This window comes from Pseudonocardia lutea (genome assembly GCF_042658055.1).
Taxonomy (GTDB): Bacteria; Actinomycetota; Actinomycetes; order Mycobacteriales; family Pseudonocardiaceae; genus Pseudonocardia; species Pseudonocardia lutea.
Genome location: NZ_JBHSQK010000070.1, coordinates 34,399 through 57,028, shown reverse-complemented (window position 1 = coordinate 57,028; position 22,630 = coordinate 34,399). Strand labels below are relative to the sequence as shown.

Here is a 22,630-nt window from a genome sequence, read left to right as displayed (position 1 = left end):
TCGACCTCGCCGTGCAGGCCGTCGGCGGGGCGGCGGCGGGGGACGACTCCGCGCTGGCCCGCGGCCTCGGCGCGCTCGTCCACGCCGACGACGTCCGGCACCGGCCGGCCGAGCCCGCGCCGGACCCGCACGTCCTCGCGGTGCCCGCACCCCGCGGCGGCTGGCTGGTCGCGACCCGCGACTGGGCGCCGTTCACCGTGACCGAGCAGGCCCGCGCGGAGGCCTTCCTGCGCGCGGCCGACCTGCGGCCCGTCCGGCCCCGCTGGGAGATCGTGCTGCTCTCGGGCGACGAGCTGGTCGCCGAGCCCGCCACCGGCGACGAGGTGGGCGCGGTCGAGGACCTGCTCTGCGCCTGCCTGGCCGCGCTGGGGCCGGGAGAGGGCCACCCCGCCGGCTGGACCGACCGCGAGCTGCGCCACCTCCTGATCACGCCCCGCGGCCCCGCCCTCGTGGTGCGCGACGCGGCGGGCACGCTCGTCGCGCTCGGAGCGGTGCTGGAGGGGGCGCCCGGGCACGACGAGCAGCGCTCCCCGCACGACGAGGAGACGGTCCTGCTCGTGCACCCGCACTACCGCGGGATGCGGCTCGGCCGGTGGCTGCGCAGACGCCTCGCCGCGCGCCCCGGTGTGGGCCGGGCCCTAGGGTGAGGGCGTGCCACTCCCCGAGAACTGGTCCCAGTGGAAGGACACGATCGACGTCGGTCGGTACGACGCGCGCTGGGACGCCCTGGCCGCCGCCGGGAAGAACGTCCACGGCGAGGTCGATCTCGTCGCCGCCTACTCCCCGGCCTCGGTGCTCGACGGCGGCTGCGGCACCGGGCGCGTCGGGATCGAGCTGGCGCGCCGCGGCATCGCGGTGGTCGGCGTCGACCCCGACCCGGACATGATCGCCGCCGCCCGGAGCAGGGCGCCCGAGCTGCGCTGGATCCAGTGCGGGCTGGAGGACCTGGCGATCGAGGAGCGGTTCGACGTCGTCGTGCTGGCCGGGAACGTCATCCCGTACGCGCGGGAGCGCGCCGGCGTCGTCGCCGGCAGCGCCCGGCACCTCGCCCCGGGCGGCCGGCTGATCGCCGGGTTCACCCTGCAGGTCGGCTGGCCGGGCCTCGACGAGTACGACGCCTGGTGCACCGCCGCCGGGCTCGCGGTCGAGGACCGCTTCGCGACCTGGGACCGCGAGCCCTACACCGGCGGCGGTTACGCGGTCTCGGTGAGCCGGAAGCCCGCGTAGCCCCTGGCGGCGACGTCGTCGCAGATCCGCCGGTAGGGCCCGACGCCACCGACGTACGGCAGCAGGACCCGCGGCTTGCCGGGCACGTTCGCCCCCAGGTACCACGAGTTCGCGTGGTGCATCAGGGTCTGCGCGCCTGCCTCGGCGACGTGCGCGGTCCACCGTTCCTGCGCCTGCTCGTCGGCCTCGATCGTGCGGCCGTCGAGCGCGGCGAGGCAGTCGGTGATCCAGTCGACGTGCTGCTCGATCGACACCAGCATGTTCGACAGCACCGACGGGCTGCCCGGACCCGTGATCGTGAACAGGTTCGGGAAGCCGGCGACGCCCAGGCCCAGGTAGGTGCTCGGGCCCTCGGCCCACGCGTCGCGCAGCCGCACGCCGTCGCGGCCGCGGACGTCGACGGCGAGCAGCGCGCCGGTCATCGCGTCGAACCCGGTAGCGAGCACCAGGTCGTCGACCTCGACCAGCTCGTCGGTGGTGCGGACCCCGGTGGGCTCGACGGCGACGATCGGCGTCTTCCGCAGGTCGACGAGCCGCACGTGCGGGAGGTTGTAGGTCTCGAAGTAGCCGGTGTCGAGGCACGGGCGCTTGGTGCCGAAGGGGTGGTCCTTCGGGCCGAGGGCGTCGGCGGTCTCGGGGTCCTCGACGACCTCGCGGATCTTGCCGCGGATGTACTCGGCGACCGTGTCGTTCGCCTCCAGGGTGAGCGCGAGGTCCCCGAAGGACTGCCGGAAGGACCCCAGGCCGCCCTTCGCCCAGGCCGTGTCGAACGCCGCGACGCGCTCCTCGGGCGTCACGGACAGCGCTGAGACCTCGGACGGGGTGCCGAGCAGGCCGGCGAGCGACTCCCGGGCCAGTTTCCGGTAGCGGGGGTAGTCCGCCTTGCGGGCCGCCTGGGTCGCGGTGTCGAGGGGTGCGTTGCGCGCGGGCACGACGTAGTTGGCCGTGCGCTGGTAGACGGTCAGCTCCGCGGCCTGCGCGGCGATGACGGGGATGGACTGCACGCCGGAGGAGCCCGTGCCGATCACCGCGACCCGGCGCCCGGTGAAGTCGACCCCCTCGTGCGGCCAGCGCGAGGTGAAGTAGGTGGGGCCGGCGAAGTCCCCCACCCCGGGCAGGTCCGGCTCCTTCGGTACGGACAGGCAGCCGGTGGCGAAGACGACGTAGGTGGCGGTGACCTCCTCGCCGCCGTCCGTGCGGATCTCCCAGTGGCCTTCGCGCCAGGTGGCGTGCGTGACCCGGGTGTCGAAGGTGATGTCGCGACGCAGGTCGAAGCGGTCGGCGACGTGCTCGGCGTAGCGCAGGATCTCCGGCTGGGCGGGGTAGCGCTCGGTCCACTCCCACTCCTGCTCCAGCTCGGGGGAGAAGGAGTAGGAGTACTCGAGGCTCTCGACGTCGCAGCGGGCGCCGGGGTACCGGTTCCAGTACCAGGTGCCCCCCACGCCGCTGCCGGCCTCGAACACCCGCGCGCGCAGGCCCAGGCCGCGCACCCGGTGCAGCTGGTACAGGCCGGCGAACCCGGCCCCCACGATGACGACGTCGCTGTCGACCATCAGCACTCCCTCGTGTCGGCGGTCACTCGACTATGCCTCACGAACAGTTGCCTTGCTAAGCGTTCGTTCAGTCGATTTCGGTCGGTCGCGCGACGGGCAGCGCCTCGCCGCCCTCGGGCCGCTCGAACTCGACCCGCACCTTCGTGCTCGGGACGAGCCGCTCCGGGTCGGTCCCGACGACCTGCATCTCGAGCCACGGCCCCTCATCGAGCTCCACGAGCCCGACCGGGGTGCGGACGGCCCCCTCCGTCGACCGGGCATGCACGACGGTCCAGGAGACCAGCACCCCGGTCCCGGCAGCCGGGGCCCACTCGAGGTCTCGGCCGGTGCAGGCGGGACAGGTCGCCGTGGCGGGCTCGGACAGGTGTCCGCAGGTGGTGCACCGGCGCAGCAGAAGCTCGCCGCGGGCGGTGCCGTCGAAGAACGCGGCCGAGGCCGCGTCCCGGTGGATGACGCCGACGGGCATGGGGTCCTCCGCTCTCAGTTCGGCCCGGTGCCGAGGATCAGGGTGCTGTGGTAGTCGAGGAAGCCGCCGTTGCCGCTGACCAGGACGACGTCGTGCCGCTCGGCCTGCCGGTCGCCGCCCTGCCCGCGAGCCTGGATCACGGCTTCCGACAGGGGCGTCATCCCCCAGAGGTAGTAACTCGACAGCTCGCCGCCGCCCGTGTTCACCCGCAGAGAGCCCGACGGGCCGAGCGCGCCGGACTCGGCGAGGGGGCCGCCCTCGCCCTTCTCGCAGAAGCCGTAGTCCTCCAGCGAGACGATCGTGGTGTAGGTGAAACAGTCGTAGATCTCGGCGACGTCGATGTCGGAGAGGGTCAATCCCGCCATCTTCAACGCTTCGGGACCCGACCGGGTCGCGCCCGACACCAGGCCGAAGTCGCTATCCCGCTCGCGCACGTACCCCGGATGGGCCTGAGCCCAGCCCAGGACGTGCACGGGGGGCTGGCGTAGGGCGGCTGCCCGATCCGCCGAGGTCACGACGACGGCGATCGCGCCGTTGCTTACCAGACAGCAATCGAGCAGGTGGAGGGGCTCGGCAATCCATCGGGACGCCTGGTGGTCCTCGAGCGTGATCGGCTCACGCATCTGTGCCAGCGGGTTGAGCGCCGCCCACTCGCGCGCTGCGACGGCGACAGCGCCGAACTGCTCGCTGGTGGTGCCGTAGGCCTGCATGTGCCGGCGCGCCGCCAGCGCGTACATCGACGGGGCTCCGCGCAGTCCCGCGGCGAAAGGCATCGCAGCGAAGCCCGTCGGGGTCGCCCGGCTCGTGGCGTACGCGTCGCCGGTGCCGCCTCCCTGCTGCAGCGGAGCGTCGGCGAACACGCACACGATGACGTCGACCATGCCCGAGGCCACCGCCATTGAGGCGTACTGCACCATCGCGCCCGCCGACGAGCCATAGGCCTGGATCTCGGAGAGCATCCGCAGGTCGCGGAGCCCGAGGTCCTTCTGCAGAGGAAGTCCGATGCCACGGGTGATGCCGGCGTTCGTGAGCAGCCCACCGACGTCGCAGAGGGCGAGGCCTGCGTCGTCGAGCGCCGCGCGGACCGCGTCAACCGCAAACTGGGCGGCCGTCCGGCCGTAGATCCGGCGGGTCATGTCGGTGATGCCGAGCCCGGCGATGACGGGCCTGCGGTGCGGCGCGGGACGGGGATCGGACAGGGACACGGCGGCTCCCGGCGGTCGACGACGCTGGCCGTCCAGATGTAGGCCGGTCCGGGCTCGCGTTCAACGGATCTGCCGCGGATCCGCCGAATTCCGTGCAGAACCACGAAGGCGTCCCGTCGGTTTCGTGGAGTGCACCAATCGACACCGATTGTGACCTGGGTCATGCTCGGGGGCGTCGTGACCGCGTTGGTCCACCGAACCCGCGGCCGTCCCCGTCGCTCGCCCGGCTTCACGTGGCGATCGGCGCCACGTCTGTACCGGGCCCCGAGCCCGGCCCACCCGATCGACGCACGAGGGGATCACTCATGGCATTCGCACCGATGACCGGGGTACGTGTCGTCGACTTCACCTGGAACGTCGCGGGCCCGACTGCGACGAAGGTCCTCGCCGCCCTCGGCGCGGACGTGGTCAAGGTGGAGTACCCGACCCGGCCGGACCCAGGGCGGGTGTTCTCCTTCTCACCGGTCGTGCCGGGCGTCTACGACAGCGGTGGCTTCTTCGCCGACCTGAACATCGGCAAGCGCAGCCTGACCGTCGATCCCCGACAGCCGGCAGGCCTGGCCCTGGTGGAAGAGCTGGTCGAGGCCGCCGACGTGCTCGTCGAGAGCTACTCGCCGCGGGTGATGGCCGGGTGGGGGCTCACCTTCGACCGGATGTGCGAGCTCAACGACCGGATCGTCTACCTCAGCATCTCGGGCTTCGGGCACTCCGGGCCGCACGGCAGCTATGTCAGTTACGGGCCGACGGCGCAGGCCGCGAGTGGCGTCACCTATGCGTCGGGCGAGCCGGGTCGCCCGCCCGCGGGCTGGGGTTACTCGTTCCTCGACGTGATGACCGGTTACCAGGCAGCCTACGCGGTGACCGCCGCTCTGGCCCCCGTCGAGCGGGCCGCCACCCGGATCGACCTCTCACAGGTTGAGACGGGCGCCGCGATGCTGGCGCCGCTCCTGCTCGACGCCGCGGTCAACGGCACCGACACCACCGCCGGGCCGTTTCCCCCGGGCAACCGCAGCGCCTGGCCGGGTAGCGCCATCGACGGCTACCGGTACGAACGGGGCGCGCCCTATGGCGTCTACCGCACCGCCGACGACGGCACGGACGGCTTCTGTGCGATCACCGTGCTCGACGACGCCCAGTGGGCGGCGCTGCGGGACTGCATGGGCGACCCGGACTGGGCCCGCGACCCCGCCTACGCCACCGCCGGCGGGCGGATTGCGGAGCAGGACACCCTCGACGCGCACCTCACCGCGTGGACCGTCCTGCACTCCAAGTACGACCTGATGGCGCGGCTTCAGGCGGCAGGGGTCCCGGCCGGGGCGCTGCAGAGCGGGCGGGACCGCCTCGAGCACGATCCGTCGCTGCGGGCGCGGGAGGTCTTCCAACGCCGCACCCACGCGTGGGTGGGGGAGCACCGCTTCGGCTCGCTGCCCGTCCACATTGACGGCGAGCCGCTCGCGTTGGCGGACCGCTGGCCGCTACTGGGAGCCGACACCGACGCGGTTCTCGCCGAGTGGCTCGGCGCGGACCCGGCCCGCTGCGCGGATCTGCGCGAGTCGGGCGTCACCTGGCCCGTCGGCCTGCCCCTCCCCTCCTACTACCCGCAGGCGGTGTGATCCGACATGACCGTGCCGACCCTTCCGCTCGCGGGCGTCCGCGTCGTCGAACTCGATGACGGTGACGCCCAGTACACCGGGATGCTGCTCGCCGCGCTCGGCGCCGACGTCGTCAAGGTCGAGCCTCCGGGCGGGGCACCCGCCAGGAGTGCGGGCCCCTTCGTCGGCGGCGTCGATGACGGCGCGCACAGCCTGCCGTTCCTGCACTACAACGTGGCGAAGCGGTCCGTCGTGCTCGATCTCGACCGGCCCGCAGACCGCGCGGCTCTGCACGAGCTGGTCGCCGCGGCGGACGTCCTGCTCGACGGCCTCGGGCCGAACGGCGCCGCCGCGCACGGCCTCGACGACGACACCCTCGAGGTCCTGGCCCCCGGGCTGGTGCACGTCCTGGTGACCCCGTTCGGCCGCACCGGCCCGTGGCGCGACCACCGCGCATCGGACGTGGTCTCGATGAGCCTCGGCGGGGTCACCGGACAGACCGGGTACGACGCCGTCGGCGACGAGCCGGGTACCCCGATCACGCCGGTCGGGCACCAGCCCCGGCACTTCGGCGGCGTGCTCGCCGCGGTGTACGCCGTCGCCGCGCTGCGCGACCGCCCCGCCCATCGAGTGCGAACACTCGACGTGGCCCTGCACGACAGCATCGCCGTCTCCACGGAGATCCCAGTGTCGTTGTGGGAGTTCGGCGGACAGGAGGTGTTCCGGCACACCGGACGGCACGCTGCCGCGGTGTTGCACAACCCGGAGTGGCAGTTCCGGTGTGCCGACGGCGGCTACCTCTGCGCGCTGACCCTATACCTCAACGACCGTCGCTTCGCCGCCATCCTGGACTGGTTCGACGGCGCAGGGTTCGCCCACGACCTGCACGCGGAGCGGTTCGTCGCCGAGGCGGACCGGGTGGCCAACATGGCGGAGATCGTCGACGCGATCGCGCGGTTCTGCGCCGGGCGCGACAGTGTGGAGCTGTTCCACGAGGCCCAGCGTCGGGCCCTGCCCTGGGCACGGATCCAGCCGGTAGCCGCGGTCGCCGCGGATCCCCACCTGCACGCGCGCGAGTTCTTCACTCCCGTCGAGGGCCCGGACGGCACACCCGTGCCCCATCCCGGGCTGCCGTGGCGCGGGATGCCGACGGTGTTCACCGCCCCGCCCGGCCGGGTGCGGGCGCCGCACGCAGGCGAGGACACTGCCACGGTCCTCGGCACGCTGCGCGCGGCCGACCCGGTCGCGGGGGGCTGAGCCGTGCGGCGGCCCCCGGTCCGGCTCGTGCTGGCCGCGCTGTGCGTACTCCTTCTCGCTGGCTGCGGTACGGCCTCCGCGGGGCAGGGCGACGGGCGCATCCTGCGCTACGGCGCGGACCTGACTCCCGGCGGTGGCCCGATCTTCGATCCCGTGCAGTCGTCGCGCTCGCTGACGCCCAACCAGAACTCCTGGCTGGACCTGATCTTCGACCGGCTGATCTACCGGGACGACGACGGCACCCTGCGGCCCGGGCTGCTCACGAAGTGGGAGGCACCCGACCCGCTCACCGCGGTGCTGACCGTGCGGGAGGGCGTGCGGTTCCAGGACGGGACCCCGCTCGACGCCGAGGCGCTCCGGTTCAACTGGGAGCGCGCCCTGGCCGAGCCGACGCTGTCGAAGCCGCCGGACTTCCGGGCGTTCGCCTCGATGGAGGTGGTCTCGCCGCTGGCCCTGCGCCTGCACTACAAGGCGCCGGTCACCGCCTATGCGTTCAACGTGACCTTCACCCGCTCGTCGGCCTTCGGGCAGATCGCGTCCCCGACCGCGGTGCGGGATTTGGGGGCGGGGCTCAACGCCGCGCCCGTCGGCGCGGGTCCCTACCGGTTCGAGCGGCTGGACCGGGGTGCGTTGCTCTCGGTCCGGCGCTGGGACGGGTACTGGGACCCGGCCGCCCAGCACCTCGACGGCGTGGACTTCGTGCAGAACGGGCGGGGCGCACCGATGATCTCGGCGCTTGCCGCCGGGCGGATCGACCTCGCCCCGGTCAGCCTGTCGGACATCCCCGTCGTGGAGTCCCGCGAGGGCCTCGGAACGCTGGTGAAGCCGGGCAACGAGGTCCTCTATTTCCAGATGCGGCTGGACCGCCCGCCGTTCTCGGTGCCGGGGGTGCGGGAGGCGCTGTCCTGGGCCTTCGACCGATCCATGGTCAACGACGTCGCCTACGCCGGGGCCGGGCAGCCGACGCAGACGATGTACTACCCGGGCTCGCCCTATCACTCGACGGAGTTGGAGGGCTCGCCCCGCTACGACCCCGTGCGGGCCAGGGAGATGCTCGCCGCGGCTGGCTACCCGGACGGTTTCCGCATCGGGATGCTCGTGCAGAACCAGCCGGTCATGGTGGCCGCGGCCGAGGTGTTGCAGGCGCAACTGGACCAGATCGGGGTCGAGGTCGAGATCAACGTCTCACCGAACTACATCAACGACGCCCTCGCCAAGCCGGACTCGATCATGGCGTCGACCGTGAACTACTCGGTGCCTGACAGCTTCCTCGTCAGTAAGGCTCGGCTGGGCCTCGGGTACAGCAGTGCCGCATTTGACGCGGCCTACGCCGCCACCCTGGGGGCGACCGACAGGGAGGCCGAGATCGCGGCCAACACCGCGCTCCAGTCCGTCGAGGTCGCCGACAAGCCGATGCTCTTCCTCGCCCAGGAGCCGATTGCGGTCGGGATGCGGGCGGAGGTCGGCGGGGTCACCGAGGTGCGCGGCGACCTTGAAGGGCCGGATCTGCGCAACGCCTCGCTGGGCCCGCGCCCGTAGGAGGGACGGAACTCATGCTCACACTCGTCGGCAGGCGATTGCTGTCGCTGATCCCAATCCTGGTCGTCGTCTCGTTTGCCGTGTTCATGCTGACCTCGCTGCTGCCGGGGGATCCGGCCGTCACCCTTGCCGGCGGCCCGAATGCGACCCCACAAGCGGTCGAGGCAATCCGCCAGCGGTTGCACCTCGACCAGCCCTTCGTCCTGCAGTACCTGTACTGGCTCGGCGACGCAGTCCGGCTGGACTTCGGGACCTCCCTGTTCAGCGGGGTGCCCGTGATGGAATCCATCGGGCAGCGACTGCCGGTCACCGTCGGTTTGGTCGCCGCGGCCGTCGTCGTCGCGCTGGTGATCGCCGTGCCGCTCGGCACCCTCGCGGGCACCCGGCCCGGCGGGGTCGCGGACCGGATCAACCGGATCACCTCGACGCTCGGCGTGGGGGTCCCGAACTTCTGGTTCGCCGCCATCCTGATCGTGGTGTTCGCGGTTGGCCTGGGCTGGCTACCGCCCGCCGGCTACGTGCCCTTCACGGACTCGCCGCTGGGTTGGCTCCAGTCCATCCTGCTCGCGGCGGTGGCGCTGGGATTCTTCCTGTCCGCCGAGCTGAGCCGGCAGCTGCGGGCCGCGCTGATCGGCGAGTTGGGCAGCAACTACATCCGCACGCTCTGGGCCAAGGGCGCGTCGCCGCGGCGGGTGATCGGCGGCCACGCACTGCGAAACGCGGCGGGCCCCGCGATCACGGTCTTCGCCGTGCACGTCGGCTACCTGCTCGGCGGCACCGTGATCATCGAACAGATCTTCTCCATTCCGGGCCTCGGCTCGTACCTGCTCGACGGCATCGTCGGCGGCGACCTCCCGGTGATCCAGGGGGTGACCATGATCTTCGTCCTGTTCCAGGTCGGCATGAGCCTGCTAGTGGACATCAGCTACGCCGTACTCAACCCGAAGGTGCGGGTGGCCTGATGGCGAGCCCGTCCCAGACCTCCGGACGCCCGGCCACTGCGTCCCCCGTCGGGCCCGCCCCGGCGCGCCCCGTACCGAGGCGGGTCGCCCGACCCGGTGGCGCGGTGGTGCGCCGGTTGCTGAGCCGTCCGGCCTCGGCGGCGGCAGCCGGGTTCCTCGCCCTCGTCGTGCTGGTCGCGCTGTTCGCCCCGTGGATCGCGCCGCACGATCCGACGCTGCTCAACGTCGCCCCGCCGCTGTCGCCCTCGGGCCCCGGCCATCTGCTCGGCACCGACGACCTCGGCCGCGACATCCTCAGCAGGCTGATGTACGCGGCCCGGCTGTCGATCGCGGCGAGTTTCGCCACCGTGGGCATCGCACTCGTCCTGGCGCTATTCATCGGTCTGGTCGCCGGCTACAGCGGGGGCTGGGTCGACAACGTCCTCATGCGCATCACGGACGCCGGACTGAGCTTCCCGCCGCTGGTGCTGGCCCTGGCCGTCGCGGGCATCCTCGGCGCGGGCCTCGACAAGATCATTCTGGCGTTGGCCGTGGTGTTCACCCCCGGGCTCGCCCGGCTGATCCGTGGCCAGACGCTGGCGATCCGGGAGGAGACCTACGTTGAGGCGTCGCGGACCATCGGGACCCCGCGCCTGACGATCCTACGGCACCGGGTGCTGCCCAACCTGCGGTCGCCGCTGATCGTGTCGGTCTCCTTCTACCTCGGGACCGCGCTGCTGGCCGAGGCAGGGCTGAGCTACCTCGGGCTCGGGGCGCGGCCGCCCGAGGCGAGTTGGGGCAACATGCTGCGCCGCGCCTACGACCACGCGTTGTTCACCGAGCCGTGGCAGCTCGTCATCCCCGGCCTGGCGATCACCCTGACCGTGCTGTCGTTCACGGTGCTCGCAGACGGCCTCCGCCGGGTGTTGGGCGGGATCAAGGAACCTCGTATGCAGCGCGGGGAGAAGCGCGGGCTGACGGTGGTCGATCGTGCAGAAGTGGTGACTGAGCCAGCAGCGGAGGGCACCGCTCTGCGCGTCCGGGATCTCGCCGTGCGGTTCGCCCAGGGCAAGGGGCATCCGGTCGTGGAGGGCGTCGACCTCGACGTCCCGGCGGGCTCGGTCGTCGGTGTGGTCGGAGAGAGCGGATCCGGCAAGTCGGTGACGCTGCTGTCGGTCCTGCGGCTGCTCCCGCCCGCCGCCCGGCTCACAGCGGGCCGTGTCCAGCGGCGCGGCCGCGATCTGCTCGGCATGTCGTTCGAGGAGATTCGCGCGGTCCGCGGCGGCGACATCTCGATGATCTTTCAGGACCCTATGACCAGTCTGGATCCGGCCCGCACCATCGGCAGCCAGGTCGCCGAGTCGGTCCGGCTGCACAGCGAGGTCGACCGGGCGACCGCCCGTGAGCGGGCCCGGGAGATGCTCGAGCGTGTCGGCATCCCCGCAGCCGCCGAGCGGCTCGACGACTACCCGCACCAAATGTCCGGCGGCATGCGGCAGCGTGTCATGATCGCGATGGCGTTGGCGTGCAGGCCGCGGGTGCTGCTCGCGGACGAGCCGACCACGGCGCTCGACGTGACCATCCAGGCGCAGATCCTCGACGTCCTCCGGGACCTGCAACGCGAGCTCGACTTCGCAGTCGTCCTGGTCACCCACGATCTCGGTGTGGTCAGCGATCTCTGCGACCGGGTCGTGGTGATGTACGCGGGCGAGGTGGTCGAGGAGGGCCTCGTGACCGAGGTGTTCGCGCGGCCGCGGCACCCCTACACGGCGGGTCTGCTCGGCGCAATGCCACAGGTCGGCAGGCGGAACGAACGGTTGACGGTCATCCCGGGCACCGTGCCCGCCCTGGACCGGCTGCCGTCGGGCTGCCGCTTCCGGACCCGGTGTATCCACGCTCGGGCGCTGTGCGCGGAGGCTCCCGTCCCGCTGACGGATCTGGGCGGCGGCGATCGTGTGCGCTGCCGGCGGCACACCGACCTCGACCTGGAAGGGGCCCGTTGATGACGGTGACCGCGCCACCACTGCTGACCGCGACGGACCTGACCAAACGGTTCCCGATCCGCCGCGGCCTGCTCCGCCGCACCGTCGGCGAGGTCCGGGCCGTCGACGGCGTCGACCTCGCCCTGGCGCCGGGCACGACGCTCGGGCTGGTTGGGGAGTCGGGTTCCGGGAAGAGCACCGTCGGCAGGCTCGTGCTGCGCCTCGTCGAGCCCACCTCCGGGCGGATCGCGTTCGACGGCCATGACCTCGTCGGGTTGCCAGAGGCCGACCTGCGCACGCTCCGGCGCCGAATGCAGATGGTGTTTCAGGACCCCTACTCGTCGTTCGATCCGACCTCGCCGCTGGCCGACAGCGTCGCCGAGCCGATGCGGACGCACGAGGGGACGACCACGGCGGCCGCCCGCTTCCGCCTCGAGGAGCTCTTCGCGCGGGTCGGCCTGGCGGCTGAGCACCTCGACCGCTACCCGTCCCAGCTGTCGGGCGGGCAGCTCCAGCGCGCGGCGATCGCCCGGGCGCTGGCGGTCGGGGCCGACCTCCTCGTACTCGACGAACCGGTCTCGGCCCTGGACGTGTCGACCCAGGCGCAGGTCGTCAACCTGCTGCAGGACCTCCAGCGTGACCTCGGCGTGACCTACCTGTTCATCGCGCACGACCTGTCCGTGGTCCGGCACGTCAGCGACCGGATCGCGGTGATGTACCTGGGCACGATCGTGGAGGAGGGGCCGGCCGAGTCGGTCTACACCGCCCCGCGGCACCCGTACACCGAGGCGCTGCTCGCCGCGGTGCCCGACCCGAACCCGCTTCGCCAGCGAGCCCGGGAACGCGTCGTGCTGCGGGGCGACCTGCCGTCACCCACCGCCCCCCCGGCGGGCTGCCGGTTCCGGACCCGGTGCCGGTACGCAATGGACGTCTGCGCCACGGAGCCGCCTGTCGCGTTCGTGACGGATGACGGGGTCACCACGTACTGTCATCTGCACACCACGGGCCCGGTCCTGCAGGGCGCCCCGGTCGGGCGACAGCGGGAACCGTGAGCCCGCGTCGAGGATGACGGTGGCGGCGGGGCGTGTCCCGCGGGCGCGGAGGGCGGTGCGATGGCGCTTCGGACTCCCTCCGGTCCGGCTCGCCGGTTCCGTCGCGCGGGTCCGGAGGTGAGCTCCACCGAGCGGGTGCCGGTCGCGGAGGTCTACGAGACCCTCGCGTCCTGGCTGCACACTCTCGACGAGCTCGGATCCGAGGTCGACCGCTTCACCAAGCTCGGCGACTTCCTCGATCATGTCGCGGCCACCGCTGTCACCATGCTGGGCTACGACCACGCCATGGTCCTGACGATGGACGATCGGGGGATCATGCGGGCGGCCGGTTCGCATGCGCTGAGTCCCGACTACGTCCGCAATGTATGGATCCCGCCACCGCGGGCGGGAACCCGCCCCTGGACGCCGGTCCGCGAGGCCTACCGGACGGGGGCGCCGTCGTGGGTGTCCGACGTCGAGCGCGAGCCGCGGTTGCACTACTTCCATCCGGTCTTCCGGCGTGAGGGCGTCCGGTCGTACGGTTGTTTCCCGCTGCGTTCGGGCGAGGGCTGCGTCGGGGTGCTCACCGTGTACCTGCGCCGGGTGCACGAGTTCTCACCGCTCGAGACCACGGTGATGAGTGCGTTGGCCGGGTTCGCCGCGTCGGCGGTCCGTGCTGCCACCCTCCGACAGGAGCGCGACGCCCGGTTCGCCGAGCAGCAGGCGCTGCTCCGTTACCGCGAGCGTGCTGCGGAGATCCACGACACGCTGATGGGAGTGGTCCTCGCGCGCGGTGGCCTCTCCGGAGTGGTCGATGCACTCGCCCGGCTCCTCGACGGCACCGTCGTGATCGCGGACCTGTCCGGGCGGGTGCTGGCGGTGGGTGACCACCTCGACCGACCCCGGGAGATCCGCGAACTGGCGCGGACGGTGTCGGCTGCCGGGACGGGCGCGGCGCCGCCGGCCGGGGTGCGGCACGCACCGGTCGCGGTGGAGGGGACGGAGGTCGGGCGGGTGTGGGCGGCGGTCTCGCCGCAGCTGGACCCCATGCTCGTCCGGCAGGCCCTGGGCCACGGCGCCGTCGCGGTGGCCGTCCACATGCTGGGCGAGCGGGTCCAGCTGCAGAGCAGGCAGCGTGCGGACTCCGCCCTGCTCGGCGAGCTCGTCGCCCTGCGTCCCGGCGACCCCGTCGACGAGGTGCTGGACCGCGCGCAACGCCTCGGCTACCGACTGCGGGGCCGTTTCCACGTACTGGTCGTCGGAAGCACCGGACGTCGCGAGCCGGACGAACAGGCGGTGCTGGTGCCCGCGCTCCGGGACCGCATGGACGGCCTGGTCACCGGGGCGCTGGTGGCGGCGCACCGCGGCCGGATCGCCGTCCTGGTGCCGGAGGGCGACGGCGTCGAGGGCTTCGAGGGCGGGCCCGCCGCCACTGCGGAGGCGCTGGCCGCGGCCGCTGCGCGCTGCGCCGCGGACGGTGTGCGGGTGGTCGTCGCCGGGACGTGCGCCCACCCGGCGGAGCTCGACGAGCAGCTGGACTTCGGGAGCCGGGTGGCCGCGCTGGCCGGACGCGACCGCTATGAGGGCGGGAGACCGATCGTCGTCGACGGCCGTCGCTTCGGTATCTACCGCATAGTGCTGGCGTCCGCGTCGCCGGACCGGCTGTCCGGGGTGCGGGACGAGATCCTCGGCCCGTTGCTCGCCTACGACGCCGAACACCGCAGCGATCTGGTGCCCACCGTCGAGTGCTTCCTACGGCACGGGATGCGCGTGAAGGACACCGCCCGTGAACTGGTGATCCACGTGAACTCGCTGGCCTACAGGCTGCGTCGGGCGGAGGAGATCCTCGGGTTCGAGGTCCGCGCCGCCGAGACCCTGGCCCAGCTGCAGTTCGCCCTCCAGCTCGACGCGCTGTTGCGCGCCGGCCCGAACTGAGTCAGGGCCGGGCGAGGATCTCGCCGTGGGGGACGAGGAACCACCCGTCGTCGCTGGCGGCCCAGGCCCGCCAGGCCGCGGACATGTCCTCGAGGTCGGCGCGGGTGGCGAGGCCGCGGTCCACCGCCTGGGTCGCGATCGAGGAGGACACGATCCGGTCCGCCCACAGCCCGCCCCACCACGCGCGGGTCTCCGGGGTGGCGTAGCACCAGACCGAGGCGGACGGGGTGATCTCGGTGAACCCGGCGGCGCGGGCCCAGGAGAGGAGGCGGCGGCCGGCGTCGGGCTCGGCGTGGTTGCCGTGCGCGACGGCGCGGTAGAGGGTGAGCCAGGCGTCGAGGCGCTCGTCGTGCGGGAACCAGGTGAAGGCCGCGTAGTCCGCGTCCCGGGCGGCGACGACCCCGCCGGGCCGGGCGACCCGGCGCATCTCGCGCAGCGCGGCGACCGGGTCGGAGAGGTGCTGCAGGACCTGGTGGGCGTGGACGACGTCGTAGGAGCCGTCCGGGTCGGCGAGGCCGTAGACGTCGTCGACGGCGAAGTCGACGCCGTACTCGACCCCGTCGCCGAGGGCGCGGGCCTCGGCCAACGGCTCCTCGACGACGTCGATCCCGCGGACCCGCCCCGGCGCGACCCGCGCGGCCAGGTCGTGGGTGATGGTGCCGGGCCCGCAACCGACGTCGAGCACGTCGAGGCCGGGGCGGAGCAGCGGCGCGAGGTACGCGGCGGAGTTCCCGACGGTCCGGTTGCGGTGCGAGCGCAGGACCGAGTCGTGGTGGCCGTGCGTGTAGGTGTCGCTCACTCAGCGGACCCTACGGATCCGGACGGGGCCGCGGGCGGTGTCCGGGTCGACGACCTCCCCGCCCTGCGTGATCTCGACCTTTCCGGCCGCCACCAGGCGGCGGGCGGCGGCGCGGGCGGGTTCCATCAGGTCGCGCCAGTCCGTCGGGGAGACGCGGCGGGCGGCGTCGGAGGGGCAGATCGTGCCGGAGCGGGCGGCGAGCAGGTCCTCGATCGCCCTCTCCAGGTCCCGCTCGACGTTCACCGGCCCACCTCCTGTGCGTCGTCGATCCATAGTGCGCCCAGGAGTCGGTGTGGGGCGCGTTGTGGACCCATGGTGCGCCCAGGAGTCGGCGCGGGGCGCGTTGTGGATCCCTACGGCGCCGCGAAGCCGGCGTGGGGCGCGTTGTGGGTCCCCGACGCTCAGGCGGTCTCCGCGATCGCGCGGCGGCGGGTGCGCGAGCCCACGGCGACGATCGGCACGATCGCCAGGGCGACGATTCCCCCGGCCAGGGCGAGGGCCGGGAAGCCGGTCGCGGCGACGACGGCGCCGGAGGCCAGCCCGCCGCCGGCTCCGGCCGCGGCGACGCCGACGTCGACGGTGCCCTGGGTGGTGGCCCGCCGGTCGAGGGGCACGGCGTCGGTGATGATCGCGGTCCCGCTCACCAGGCCGAGGTTCCACCCCAGGCCCAGCAGCGCGAGCGCGACGGCGAGGACGACGACCGAGTCCCCGGGTGCGGTGGCGGCGAGCAGCCCGGCGGCGAGCAGCGTGATCCCGGCGAGCGCCGCGACGACGAGGCGCCCGTACCGGTCGACGAGCCAGCCGCTGGCCGGTGAGGGCAGGTACATCGCGGCGACGTGCACGGCGATCACGGCCCCGGCCGCGCCGACCCCGTGGCCGTGGGCGGCCATGTGCACCGGGGTCATCGTCATGACCGCGGCCATCACGAGCTGGGTGAGCACCATGACCGAGGCGCCCAGGGCGACGCCCGGGCCGGGGCGCCGCGTCCGGGCCGCCGTCGGGGCCGGGGTCTCGGCGGTCGGGTCGGTCAGCGCGGGAACCGGGGCCGCGGCGGCGCGGTCGCGGGCCACGCGGAGGGGGTCGGGGCGCAGCAGGATGCCGAGGACGAGCGCGGCGAGGAGGTAGGCGGCACCGGAGAGCAGGAACGGCCCGGCGAGCGGCGGGATGCCCCACGCCGCGGCGAACCACCCCGAGGGAGAGACCAGCGTCGGCCCGAGCACACCGCCGAGGGTGGTGGCGACGAGGACGGTGCTGACCGCGCGGCCGCGACGGGCCGGGGCGGCCAGGTCCGCGCCGGCGTACCGGGCCTGCAGGTTGGTCGCGGTGCCGGCACCGTAGACGAACAGCGCCGCGAACAGCAGCGGCACGCTGCCCGTGACGGCCGCGAGCACGACCCCGGCACTACCGGCGGCGCCGATCGCGTACCCGGTGGTCAGACCGGGTCGGCGGCCGAACCGCTGCGAGAGCCGGCCGACGCCGGCGGCGGTCGCGGCCGAGCCGATCGTGAACAGCGCGGCGGGCAGGCCGGCGAGGCCGGTGGCGCCGAGCATGTCCTCGGCCAGGAGGGCCCCGACGGTGATCCCGGCGGCGAGGCCGGCTCCGCTGAGGACCTGGGCCAGGACGAGCACGCGGAGGATGCGCCGCTGCTCCGGCGGCTCGGCCTCCTCGGGAGCGGGTGCCCGGCCGGCTTCCCGGGTCGGCTCCGGTGCGGGCTCGTGAGCCCGCGAGCCGCTCATCGCGCGGCCTCGCCGGCGACGGGCTGCCCGGCCAGTCGCCACTCCAGGAAGCCCTCGGCCAGCCGCACCGCGCGTCGGCCGTGCGCGGCGAGCAGCCGGACCGCGTCGTGGGAGAACACGCACAGGGCGCCGCGGCAGTAGGCGACGATCTCCTGGTCGGCGGGGATCTCGCCGAGCCGGTCGGCGAGCTCGTCGATCGGGATCGACATCGCGCCCGGGATGTGGCCGGCGGCGAACTCCGACCCGGGCCGCACGTCGAGGACCACCGCACGACCCTCGGCGACCCGGCGCAGCAGTTCCTCGCGGGTGATCTCCTCGGTGTCGTCGGGGCCGAGGTAGCTCCGTGTGGCCGGTCCGACGTCCGCGAGGCGGGCGTCGGCCACCTCGCGCAGTCGCAGCCACAGCGCGGCGACGTCCTCACCGGCCAGCGCGTACTCGATCGTCGTGCCGTGGCGGGTCGCCGTCACCAGACCGGCCCGCTTGAGCGCCTGCAGGTGCGCCGACGCCGTGGTCAGGCCCAGCCGGGCCGTGGCGGCGAGCTCGGCGACGCTGCGCGGGCCCTGCGCGAGCAGGTCCAGCAGCTCCAGCCGCTTGCCGTTGCCGAGCGCCTTGCCGATCCGGGCGAGCTGCGCGAACAGCGCGCCCTTGGCCGATTCCGCCGCCGTCGTCATCAGGTCCTCCATAAATCCATGGATTACCGTAGCATCGCCTCACCGTCGGCGGGTCGAACGCGCCCGGCCCGGCGACGCGGAGGCACGAGCCGGCCCATCGGGAGGGGGCGGAGGAGCGATGGTCACGCCCACGCAGGTCCGCGTGCACGCGGTGGTCGACGAAGGGCTGGGCAACTCCAGCTACCTCGTCGACCTCGGCGACGGGTCGGCGCTGGTGGTCGACGCGCCGCGGGACCTGCGGGCGGTGCACGCCCGGGCCCGCGCCGAGCGGCTGCGGATCCGGTTCGCCGCCGACACCCACCTGCACGCCGACTTCCTCTCCGGCGCGGTGCAGCTCGCCCGCGACGCGCGGGCGACCGTGCTCGCGTCGGCCGCCGGCGGTCGCCGGTTCCCGCACCGCGGGCTGCGCGACGGCGAGGAGGTCGACCTCGGCGGGCTGCGGCTGACCGCGCTGGCCACCCCGGGGCACACCGACGAGCACCTGTCCTTCCTGCTCTCCGACGGTGCCGCCCCGGTCGGGGTGTTCACCGGCGGATCCCTGATCGTCGGCTCGGCGGCGCGGCCCGACCTGCTCGGGCCGGACCGCACCGACGAGCTGGCCCGCGCCCAGTTCGCGTCGCTGCGCCGGCTCGCCGCCCTGCCCGGGCCCACGGCCGTGTGGCCCACGCACGGCGCCGGGTCGTTCTGCTCCGCCCCGCCCGGGGCGCAGCGCACCTCCACGGTCGCCCGTGAGCTGGCCACGAACCCCCTGCTCGCCGTCGGCGAGGAGCAGCGGTTCGTCGACACCCTGCTCGGCTCGCTGGGCAGCTACCCCGCCTACTTCCGGCGGCTGGGCGAGATCAACCGGCAGGGCCCGCCCGTGCTCGACACGGCCTCCGCCGGTGCCCTCGCCGCCCTGCCGGCGGCCGAGGTGCGGCGGCTGTGCGCCGACGGCGCGACGCTCGTGGACGTCCGCCCGGTCCCGGAGTACGCCGCGGCCCACGTCCCCGGCGCCCTCTCGATCGCCCTGCGGCCCCAGTTCGCCACCTGGCTCGGCTGGGTCGCCCCGGCCGACGGACCGGTCGTCGTCGTGCGCGACCCGGACCAGGACCCCGCCGACATCGTCTGGCCCGCCCTCGCCGTCGGCGTGGACCGGATCGTGGGCGAGCTCGCCGGCGGCCTCGACGCGTGGGCCGCCGCGGGGTACGCGACGACCGCGACGCGGGTCCTGCGTCCCGCTCAGCTCGCGGGGGAGGCCGTCGTCCTCGACGTCCGGCAGTCCGCCGAGTACACCTCCGGGCACCTGCCGGCCGCCCGGCACGTCGAGCTGGGCGCCCTCGCCGACCGTGCCGCCGGGCTCGCCCCCGGGCCCGTCGCGGTGATGTGCGGGCACGGCGAGCGCGCGGCCACCGCCGCCGGCCTGCTCGAGCGCGCCGGACACCACGACCTCGCCGTCGTGGTCGGCGGGCCCGGGGACTGGGCCGACAGCACCGGACGGCCACTGGTCACCGGCCCCGACGAAGCACCGGGGAACCCCGCTGCCTCGCGCGGAGGGGAGGCGCGCCGGTGAGCCCCACGAGGGCCACCTCGCCGCCGGTCCGGCTGGGGCTGCGCGAGAACCTCGGCCAGTTCACCCTGCTGGCCCTGGTCAACGTGCTGGTCGGCGGGATGGTCGGGCTCGAGCGCACGGTCACCCCGCTCGTCGGCGCGCAGGTCTTCGGGCTGGGCGACCTCACCATCGCCCTGTTCGTGATGGCGTTCGGGCTCACCAAGGCCGTGACGAACCTGGTCGGCGGCGCGGTCGTCGGCCGCTGCACCCGGAAGAAGGTGCTGGTCGCCGGGTGGCTCGTCGGTCTGCCGGTGCCGCTGCTGCTCGCCTTCGCACCCGACTGGTGGTGGGTGATCGCCGCGAACGTGCTGCTCGGCGTGAACCAGGGCCTCACCTGGTCCATGACGGTCAACATGAAGATCGACCTCGTCGGGCCCGCCCGCCGGGGGCTGGCCCTCGGGATCAACGAGACCGCCGGCTACCTCGGCGTCGCCGTCACCGCGCTGGCCACGGGGTATCTCGCCACCGCGCACGGACTGCAACCGGCGCCGGAGCTCCTCGGCGTCGGCTACGCCGTCGCCGGGCTCCTCCTGACCCTCGTCCTGGTCCGTGACACCAGCGCGCACGCGAAGCTCGAGGCCGAGCAGCACCGGGCGCGACGACGCGACGACGATCCCGGGCCGCCGGGGTTCCGCACCGTGTTCGCCGAGCTCACCTGGCGCGACCGGAACCTGACCTCGATCAGCCAGGCCGGCCTGGTCAACAACCTCAACGACGGCCTGACCTGGGTCCTGCTCCCCGTCCTGCTCGTCCGGGCCGGGGTGTCGGTGGAGGGGGTCGGGATGATCAAGGCGCTCTACCCGTTCATGTGGGCCGTCGGCATGCTGGGCACCGGTCACCTCGCCGACCGGATCGGCCGCAAGGTCCCGGTCGTCGCCGGCATGGCGATCCAGGCGGTCGGGCTGCTGATCATCGTGCTCGGCCTGTCCCAGGCCTTCCTGGCCGGGATCGTCGGGTCGTTCCTGCTCGGCGTCGGCACCGCGCTCGTCTACCCCGCGCTGCTGGCCGCGGTCAGCGACGGCGTCCATCCCGTCGCCCGCGCCGCCGCCCTCGGCGGCTACCGCTTCTGGCGTGATCTCGGCTACGCGGTCGGGGCGCTCGTCGGCGGCCTCACCGCCGCCCTCGCCTCCCTCGAGGCCGCCGTCCTCGTCGCCGCCGCGCTCACCGCCGCCTCCGCGGTGTGGAGCCAGGTCGCGATGCGCGGCCGCGGTCGCCCGTCGGAGCCGCGCCGCGCGTGAGCCCCGGGCCCGGGTCACGAGCGGGCGAGGACGGCCTCGTCGAGGGCGGTCCGCATCGCCCCGACCGGGCCGGGGCGGCCGGTCATCAGCTCGACCTGCGCCACCGCCTGGTGCAGCAGCATGTCCAGCCCGCTCGCGACCCGGCAGCCCGCCGCGGCCGCACCCGCGCCGAGGGCGGTCGGCCAGGGCGCGTAGATCACGTCGAGCACCACGGTGCGCGGGTTCCAGCGCACGCCGCCGAACTCGTCGGCGGCACCCGCGGGCAGGGTGGAGACGACGACGTCCGCCCCGGTCAGCAGGCTCGTCGCGGCCGCGAGGTCGCCCGCCGTGCCGGTGAGCAGGGCCCGGACCTCGGGATGCACCTCGAGCCGCTCGGCGGCCGCGGCCAGTTCGGTGGTGCGGCCGGCGTTGCGGACGAGGACGACCGGGTCCTTCGTGCCCAGTTCCCGCAGCGCCGCGAGCGCGGCCTGGGCGGTCCCGCCCGCGCCCAGCACGACGGCCCGCTCGACGGCGCCGACGCCCGCCGCCTGCAGGGCGCGGACGATCCCGGCGACGTCGGTGTTGTCCGCCAGCCGACCGTCCGGGCCCAGCACCAGCGTGTTCGCCGCGCCGGTGGCCGCGGCGAGCGGGGAGACGTGGTCCGCGACCTCCAGCGCGACCCGCTTGAGCGGCATGGTGAGCGACAGACCGGCCCACGTCCCGTCGAGCCCGTCGACGAACGCCGGGAGACCCGCCTCGTCGACCTCGTGCGCGAGGTAGGACCAGCCGGCGAGACCGAGCGCCCGATAGGCGGCGCGGTGCAGCACCGGGGACAGCGAGTGGCGGATGGGGGAGCCGAGCACCGCGGCCCGTCGTTCGCCGGTCACCGGCCCAGTATGGTCCAGCGCCCCGTCAGCGCCGGAACGCCTCCAGCGTGACGTGCTCGTCGGCGACGAACCGCGCCGCGGCCTGCTCGATGCGCGCGCGATCGGTCACCCGGCGCGCGGCCCGACCCTGCGAGACTCCCGCCCATGGCCGGGACGCTGCTGGTGCTGAGTGGGCGGAGCGAGATCGGGGTCGCGGTGGCGCGGCGGCTGGCGGGGCGCGAGGCGTCGACCGTGGTCCTCGCCGCGCGCCGCAGCGGCGATCTCGACGCCGAGGAGAAGACCGTCCGCGCGCAGGGGGCGGAGGTCGAGCGGGTCGAGTTCGACGCCGACGACCTCGCCTCCCACCGCCCCCTGCTCGACGACGTCGTCGCGCGGCACGGCGGCATCGACCTCGCCGTCGTCGCCTTCGGGCTGCTCGGCGACCAGGCGCGGGCGGAGGCGGACGCGGCGCACGCGGTGCAGATCGTGCACACCGACTACGTCGCCCATGTCCAGGTCCTCACCGAGCTCGCGCAGGTCATGCGGGCGCGGGGGAGCGGCACGATCGTCGTGTTCTCCTCGGTCGCGGGGGTGCGGGTGCGCCGCGCGAACTACGTCTACGGCAGCGCCAAGGCGGGGCTCGACGGGTTCGCCTCCGGCCTCGCCGACGCGCTGCACGGCTCGGGGGTCCGCCTGGTGCTGGTGCGGCCGGGCTTCGTGATCGGGCGGATGACCGAGGGCATGCGGCCGGCGCCCTTCTCGAGCACCCCGGACCAGGTCGCCGAGGCCACGGTCGCCGCGCTGCGCGGCGGGCGGGACGAGGTGTGGGTGCCGCGGGTGCTGCAGCCGATCTTCGCGCTGCTCCGGCACGCCCCCCGCGCCCTCTGGCGCCGCATGCCCCGTTGAGCGCGACCCGCACGAGCCGAGCGCCACCCGCAGGAGCCGGGGCGCGACACGCGGAAGCCCGGCGCGCAACCCGCGGACAGTCGACAGAACGGTGACGCGAGGCGCCCTGCCCCTTCCCC

The 22,630-nt window shown here is 74.0% G+C and carries 19 protein-coding genes; 11 read left to right on the top strand and 8 right to left on the bottom strand.

The features are described from left to right. Positions 1 to 651 precede the first annotated feature (651 nt). Positions 652 to 1,227 (top strand): class I SAM-dependent methyltransferase, encoded by a 576-nt coding sequence (locus tag ACFQH9_RS24380; protein ID WP_379569335.1) that lies wholly within the window; start codon positions 652 to 654, stop codon positions 1,225 to 1,227. On the opposite strand, the gene ACFQH9_RS24375 is transcribed toward ACFQH9_RS24380, so the two are convergent. The 3 genes from ACFQH9_RS24375 to ACFQH9_RS24365 form a co-directional block, all read right to left on the bottom strand. After that, positions 1,194 to 2,780, bottom strand: a complete 1,587-nt coding sequence (locus ACFQH9_RS24375) for an NAD(P)-binding domain-containing protein (RefSeq protein WP_379569333.1) — start codon at positions 2,778 to 2,780, stop codon at positions 1,194 to 1,196. The genes ACFQH9_RS24380 and ACFQH9_RS24375 overlap by 34 nt on opposite strands. A gap of 67 nt (positions 2,781 to 2,847) precedes the next feature. Continuing rightward, positions 2,848 to 3,246, bottom strand: coding sequence for a Zn-ribbon domain-containing OB-fold protein (locus tag ACFQH9_RS24370; protein ID WP_379569331.1), 399 nt, complete (start codon positions 3,244 to 3,246; stop codon positions 2,848 to 2,850). 14 nt (positions 3,247 to 3,260) lie between these two features. After that, positions 3,261 to 4,451: a thiolase family protein gene (locus ACFQH9_RS24365; RefSeq protein WP_379569329.1), complete on the bottom strand. Its 1,191-nt coding sequence runs from the start codon at positions 4,449 to 4,451 to the stop codon at positions 3,261 to 3,263. Positions 4,452 to 4,756: 305 nt separating this feature from the next. Between ACFQH9_RS24365 and ACFQH9_RS24360 the strand changes: the two genes are divergently transcribed. From ACFQH9_RS24360 to ACFQH9_RS24330, 7 genes are all read left to right on the top strand, one after another. Next, positions 4,757 to 6,064: a CaiB/BaiF CoA transferase family protein gene (locus tag ACFQH9_RS24360; protein ID WP_379569327.1), complete on the top strand. Its 1,308-nt coding sequence runs from the start codon at positions 4,757 to 4,759 to the stop codon at positions 6,062 to 6,064. Positions 6,065 to 6,070: 6 nt separating this feature from the next. Next, complete coding sequence (locus ACFQH9_RS24355; RefSeq protein ID WP_379569325.1) at positions 6,071 to 7,300, top strand: CaiB/BaiF CoA transferase family protein; 1,230 nt, start codon at positions 6,071 to 6,073, stop codon at positions 7,298 to 7,300. A 3-nt stretch (positions 7,301 to 7,303) separates the two neighbouring features. Next, on the top strand, positions 7,304 to 8,839 hold the full coding sequence (locus ACFQH9_RS24350) for an ABC transporter substrate-binding protein (RefSeq protein ID WP_379569323.1): 1,536 nt from the start codon (positions 7,304 to 7,306) through the stop codon (positions 8,837 to 8,839). A gap of 14 nt (positions 8,840 to 8,853) precedes the next feature. Next, positions 8,854 to 9,801, top strand: a complete 948-nt coding sequence (locus ACFQH9_RS24345; RefSeq protein ID WP_379569321.1) for an ABC transporter permease — start codon at positions 8,854 to 8,856, stop codon at positions 9,799 to 9,801. A gap of 116 nt (positions 9,802 to 9,917) precedes the next feature. After that, positions 9,918 to 11,783, top strand: a complete 1,866-nt coding sequence (locus tag ACFQH9_RS24340) for a dipeptide/oligopeptide/nickel ABC transporter permease/ATP-binding protein (RefSeq protein ID WP_379569319.1) — start codon at positions 9,918 to 9,920, stop codon at positions 11,781 to 11,783. Further along, entirely contained in the window at positions 11,783 to 12,814 is a 1,032-nt protein-coding gene (locus tag ACFQH9_RS24335; RefSeq protein WP_379569317.1) for an ABC transporter ATP-binding protein, read from the top strand. Before ACFQH9_RS24340 ends, ACFQH9_RS24335 begins: the two co-directional genes overlap by 1 nt. A gap of 117 nt (positions 12,815 to 12,931) precedes the next feature. Continuing rightward, entirely contained in the window at positions 12,932 to 14,728 is a 1,797-nt protein-coding gene (locus tag ACFQH9_RS24330; protein WP_379569315.1) for a helix-turn-helix domain-containing protein, read from the top strand. Position 14,729: 1 nt separating this feature from the next. Here ACFQH9_RS24330 and ACFQH9_RS24325 read toward each other — a convergent pair whose 3' ends face one another. The 4 genes from ACFQH9_RS24325 to ACFQH9_RS24310 all read right to left on the bottom strand — a co-directional run bounded on the left by ACFQH9_RS24325 (position 14,730) and on the right by ACFQH9_RS24310 (position 17,934). Beyond that, positions 14,730 to 15,527, bottom strand: a complete 798-nt coding sequence (locus ACFQH9_RS24325; protein ID WP_379569313.1) for a methyltransferase domain-containing protein — start codon at positions 15,525 to 15,527, stop codon at positions 14,730 to 14,732. Beyond that, entirely contained in the window at positions 15,528 to 15,770 is a 243-nt protein-coding gene (locus tag ACFQH9_RS24320; RefSeq protein ID WP_379569311.1) for a DUF3253 domain-containing protein, read from the bottom strand. It abuts the gene before it with no gap. Positions 15,771 to 15,928: 158 nt separating this feature from the next. Beyond that, a complete protein-coding gene (locus tag ACFQH9_RS24315) occupies positions 15,929 to 17,263 on the bottom strand; it encodes an MFS transporter (protein WP_379569309.1) in 1,335 nt (444 codons plus the stop codon). After that, positions 17,260 to 17,934 carry an ArsR/SmtB family transcription factor gene (locus ACFQH9_RS24310; protein ID WP_379569307.1) on the bottom strand — a complete coding sequence of 225 codons (675 nt, stop codon included), beginning with the start codon at positions 17,932 to 17,934 and terminating at the stop codon, positions 17,260 to 17,262. Before ACFQH9_RS24310 ends, ACFQH9_RS24315 begins: the two co-directional genes overlap by 4 nt. Before the next feature lie 118 nt (positions 17,935 to 18,052). On the opposite strand from ACFQH9_RS24310, the gene ACFQH9_RS24305 reads away from it, so the two are divergent. After that, positions 18,053 to 19,483 (top strand): MBL fold metallo-hydrolase, encoded by a 1,431-nt coding sequence (locus ACFQH9_RS24305; RefSeq protein ID WP_379569305.1) that lies wholly within the window; start codon positions 18,053 to 18,055, stop codon positions 19,481 to 19,483. Continuing rightward, positions 19,480 to 20,760, top strand: coding sequence for an MFS transporter (locus ACFQH9_RS24300; RefSeq protein WP_379569301.1), 1,281 nt, complete (start codon positions 19,480 to 19,482; stop codon positions 20,758 to 20,760). The genes ACFQH9_RS24305 and ACFQH9_RS24300 overlap by 4 nt, the downstream gene beginning before the upstream one ends. Before the next feature lie 14 nt (positions 20,761 to 20,774). Here the strand turns inward: ACFQH9_RS24300 and ACFQH9_RS24295 are convergent, their stop codons facing one another. Next, a complete protein-coding gene (locus tag ACFQH9_RS24295) occupies positions 20,775 to 21,626 on the bottom strand; it encodes a shikimate dehydrogenase (RefSeq protein WP_379569299.1) in 852 nt (283 codons plus the stop codon). 144 nt (positions 21,627 to 21,770) lie between these two features. Between ACFQH9_RS24295 and ACFQH9_RS24290 the strand changes: the two genes are divergently transcribed. Then, positions 21,771 to 22,511, top strand: coding sequence for an SDR family NAD(P)-dependent oxidoreductase (locus ACFQH9_RS24290; protein WP_379569297.1), 741 nt, complete (start codon positions 21,771 to 21,773; stop codon positions 22,509 to 22,511). Positions 22,512 to 22,630: the final 119 nt, after the last annotated feature.

Excerpts from the sequence above, each read along its gene's own strand:
- ACFQH9_RS24305 (WP_379569305.1), top strand. The coding sequence starts at position 18,053 with ATGGTCACGCCCACGCAGGTCCGCGTGCACGCGGTGGTCGACGAAGGG.
- ACFQH9_RS24355 (WP_379569325.1), top strand. The coding sequence starts at position 6,071 with ATGACCGTGCCGACCCTTCCGCTCGCGGGCGTCCGCGTCGTCGAACTC.
- ACFQH9_RS24345 (WP_379569321.1), top strand. The coding sequence starts at position 8,854 with ATGCTCACACTCGTCGGCAGGCGATTGCTGTCGCTGATCCCAATCCTG.
- ACFQH9_RS24335 (WP_379569317.1), top strand. The coding sequence starts at position 11,783 with ATGACGGTGACCGCGCCACCACTGCTGACCGCGACGGACCTGACCAAA.
- ACFQH9_RS24315 (WP_379569309.1), bottom strand. The coding sequence starts at position 17,263 with ATGAGCGGCTCGCGGGCTCACGAGCCCGCACCGGAGCCGACCCGGGAA.
- ACFQH9_RS24360 (WP_379569327.1), top strand. The coding sequence starts at position 4,757 with ATGGCATTCGCACCGATGACCGGGGTACGTGTCGTCGACTTCACCTGG.
- ACFQH9_RS24375 (WP_379569333.1), bottom strand. The coding sequence starts at position 2,780 with ATGGTCGACAGCGACGTCGTCATCGTGGGGGCCGGGTTCGCCGGCCTG.
- ACFQH9_RS24290 (WP_379569297.1), top strand. The coding sequence starts at position 21,771 with ATGGCCGGGACGCTGCTGGTGCTGAGTGGGCGGAGCGAGATCGGGGTC.
- ACFQH9_RS24370 (WP_379569331.1), bottom strand. The coding sequence starts at position 3,246 with ATGCCCGTCGGCGTCATCCACCGGGACGCGGCCTCGGCCGCGTTCTTC.
- ACFQH9_RS24310 (WP_379569307.1), bottom strand. The coding sequence starts at position 17,934 with ATGACGACGGCGGCGGAATCGGCCAAGGGCGCGCTGTTCGCGCAGCTC.